The sequence below is a fragment of the Paenibacillus wulumuqiensis genome (genome assembly GCF_000971965.1).
GTDB lineage: Bacteria > Bacillota > Bacilli > Paenibacillales > Paenibacillaceae > Saccharibacillus > Saccharibacillus wulumuqiensis.
Genome location: NZ_LAQP01000031.1, coordinates 1 through 3,569 on the forward strand (window position 1 = coordinate 1; position 3,569 = coordinate 3,569).

2 protein-coding genes are annotated in these 3,569 nt (G+C 27.9%); one reads left to right on the top strand and one right to left on the bottom strand.

From position 1 onward, the window contains the following. The first annotated feature begins 32 nt into the window (after positions 1-32). Positions 33-1,115, top strand: a complete 1,083-nt coding sequence (locus WH45_RS23040; RefSeq protein WP_052723930.1) for a D-alanine--D-alanine ligase family protein — start codon at positions 33-35, stop codon at positions 1,113-1,115. On the opposite strand, the gene WH45_RS22535 is transcribed toward WH45_RS23040, so the two are convergent. Then, the coding region (locus WH45_RS22535) for an ATP-binding protein (RefSeq protein WP_235338461.1) at positions 1,107-3,569 on the bottom strand (2,463 nt) is incomplete at its 5' end. The two genes, WH45_RS23040 and WH45_RS22535, sit on opposite strands and share 9 nt — an antisense overlap.

Below are 3,569 nucleotides of genomic sequence, written 5' to 3' on the forward strand. Positions count from 1 at the left end.
AATAACTATGAATTATTTGGAGATGAAACTAAATGGATAATATTAAAAAATTGGTTGAACGTATGGAAAAAGAAACTATAAAAATTAAAGAAGATTATCAAATAGCAATCATGTGTAATTCAAGATCTAAAACCAGAAAAATCAATGGACAAATATTAGAATTTTCTGACACTAATGAATTTTTTTCTGATCAAGAGTTTTGCGAAATTAAAGAAGGAATTCAAAATGCCGGTTTCTTTGTACATTCTTTCTTTAACGAACTTACTCTAATGCAGGAGTTCTTAAAAGAATCTATCTATCAAAACAACAAAATTGTGTATAATTTATCACGAAATGGAAAACATGTTGGTAAAAAATCTTTAATTCCTGCATTTTTAGACTTGATGAATATCCCTTACACAGGTTCTAATGCTTTAGTTACTTCGTTATGCAGAGAAAAATATACATACACTAAATATTTGCAAGCACATGGAATATTTGTCCCAAAATCTTACTTGTATCTTGGGAAAGGACGCTGGCTAAATAACGAAAAACCTACTTTTAATACTAAAGTTATAATTAAATTGATGCAGGAATCTGCTAGCATAGGCCTTAGCCAGGATTCTATCATGATAATTAACAAAGAAAATATAAAACATATTGAAAATTCATACTTTAATACCAATAAATATATTTTGATTCAGGAATTTATTGAAGGATATGAATGTGAAGTACCTTTATTCGTTACAGAAAATAAGGAAATATTTACGATGAGTCCTGTGGGGATTTCAATAAATAAAAGTGAAAATTTAAAATCTTCTATACTGACATATGAACATTCATGCAAGGACGACTATGAATTTTATGAATTGCATACAGAAATAGGGGCTGAAAATTGTTTTTATTTACAAGAGAATGCAAAAAAAGTCGCAGAACTTATGGGTATTACTAATTATGGAAGAATTGATTTTAGAATAGACTATTCAGGTATTCCTTATCTGATAGATATAGCGGCGTCTCCTTACACTACAAATCATAGTTCCTTTGCATTTTCATTTAAATCATTAAATATTAATTACAAAAATATTTACTCTACAATTATAGGAATTGCTTATTTAAATACAAAATTAAATTGATGTGAACTGAAGATCTGAAAAAAGAAATAATCTGCAATAGAAACCAAAAGCATTGTTTAACGGACTCGATTCTTTGTAAACCCATTCATCCAGTTCACGTGGATCTAAAACAACACGTTCGTCAACCATTTTTTTTAAAGCACTATTCCTCGCATCAATCATTCTTTTATTTTTAGTGTGATAATAAGGAAAGTTTTTTTCAAGTTCATTAGAATAATGTTTAGACTTTTCCCAGTTCTGCTTCATTATATTTAAAGCTAATAAAAGGTTTGTAATATAATAATTATAAAAACTATGCTCATTACCTTTAAGAACATTTGACTTTAATTCATTAATTTTATTATCAGCTATTAAAAATTCCTTTGCCATAATATGCAAGTTAATTGTATTTATCAAATTAATAGCATTGCTTTCTATTGCAGAATCTTCCATTAAGTCTTGAAACTTTTCAAGACTTTCTCTTATAACAATTGTTGGTTCTAGTGAGCCACTTCTAAATTTCGTTAAGAAATCAGCTAAAAGTAAATTATTGTGAATTTTATTTTGTGAAGGAAACCTTATATTCGTATGCTCTTTTATTAATTTAAAACAAGTATCTATACTTTTTAAAGCGTTTGAATAGTCTCCCATAACAATTTGATTGCCTGAATGATTACAGAATGCTAAGTAACATTGTAGCCAGTTTTGATTAGATTCGAAATATGCAGCACTATCTCCTGTACGAGCTTTTGATGACTCTGCATCTCTATAAACACACGATTTTCTAAATAGGATTTTTTCAAAGTATATAAATAAAATATTATCCCGATTTTCATTTATAATTTTTTCTATATCTACTCCTACTTCATTACTTTTCGAATAAATATCTAATTTATTTGAATATGCAGAGAATAAGGTCATTTTACATTGAATCAACTGTTCTTTTTCTCCATTTTTAATTAGCTGATCTATTTCGTTCTCAAGGTCCAAAACAGCATTTTCTATTTTAGATAAATCTTTAGTTTCCATTAATAAAATTATGAGCTTTAAGCGTTTGATCTCAGCGTTTAAAAGAGAGGAAGCACTTGATATGATATCTTCCAAATTTTCCATAGCCTCTGTGTACTGTTCAAAGCGGTAAAGCGTATAAGCGTTTTTCAGCTTATCAAATTGTAATTTCATGATTTTTATTGCAGGAGACTCCGAAGTCAGACTGATAGTTATCAGTCTTTTCTCAATTTCTATTATGTTTTCTTTTCCAAATGGTATATCTAAACTCCTAAAATAAGCTAAGCAAAATAAAGCAAATACGTCCGATGTATACTCTTTATATCGGTCACTTAAAGATAAATAATGTGCTCTTGTTATATAATTTTCAGGTTCTTTTTCTTTCAAATAATCAGCATATTTTTTGCTTATTTTATAAATTCCTTTATTTTGTTCAATTTGTTTATAAAACATTTTTTGAACAAAAGGACTAGAAAACTTAAAGTGGTTGCCTTCTTTTAGTATTGAGTATTTGCAAGATTCTAATAAAAGAGGCTCAATTTCTATAGGACCTATTAAATTTTGCAAATGTTCTGTTTTGAAATCTTCACTAAAAATAGAAGAAATTTGTAATAGTTCTCCTATTTGTTTTTGGTTATTTCCAAATTTACGCATGCGTAATTCAAGAAGTTTCGCTATATCTAACATTGTTGTTTCGGTAGAAAATACAGTAGGTTGTTCTAAAAAATGTCCTTCAAGAATTAGTTTCACAAATTCTAAATGATTCCCAGATAAAGATTGAATGATAGCCAATTGATCAGTTTTTAGAGTTAGTTTGTTATCTACATCAAATATATTTACAAATTCTCGAAGCTCATTAATATCTATGTCCTCAACTCTAATTACATTTTCAGTAATGACATTTTCAAAAATCGGCTCTTCACTTTCATCCACAAAAATAATATATATTATTTTATTATTTACTTTCTCGCTGATGTAATTCTTTAGATCCAACAAGAAAGCTTTGGAATGTGAATCCCAGAATTGAAAACTATCAGCAATAATTAAAACATTAGAGGCTGACTTATTTGTAATCTGTTTAATTATAAAGTTATCCTTAGGTTCGGTTAATGCAATTTCTTGCAAACTCATTGTGTTACCATTAGTAAACCAATTTGCAAAAGGTATTGAAATACCAATATTAACCCCATTTAGTTTAACACCTTTATTTTTAATTTCTTTCGAATTTCTTATTGTTGAAAAGGGACTCATGGAATTATTTCTACCTTCAAAATAATAGGTGTGCCAGTCTTCATTTTGAGAAGTATGATCAATCAACTCATTCAATATTGTGCTCTTCCCTCTGCCTTCAGGTCCTATAATATGAATAATCTGTATATTACTATTTAAATAGGTCTTTATTTGTTCTAATATTTTTTTTTGTTTTGTAGATAACATAGTTTCATCTCCAAATAATTCATAGTTATT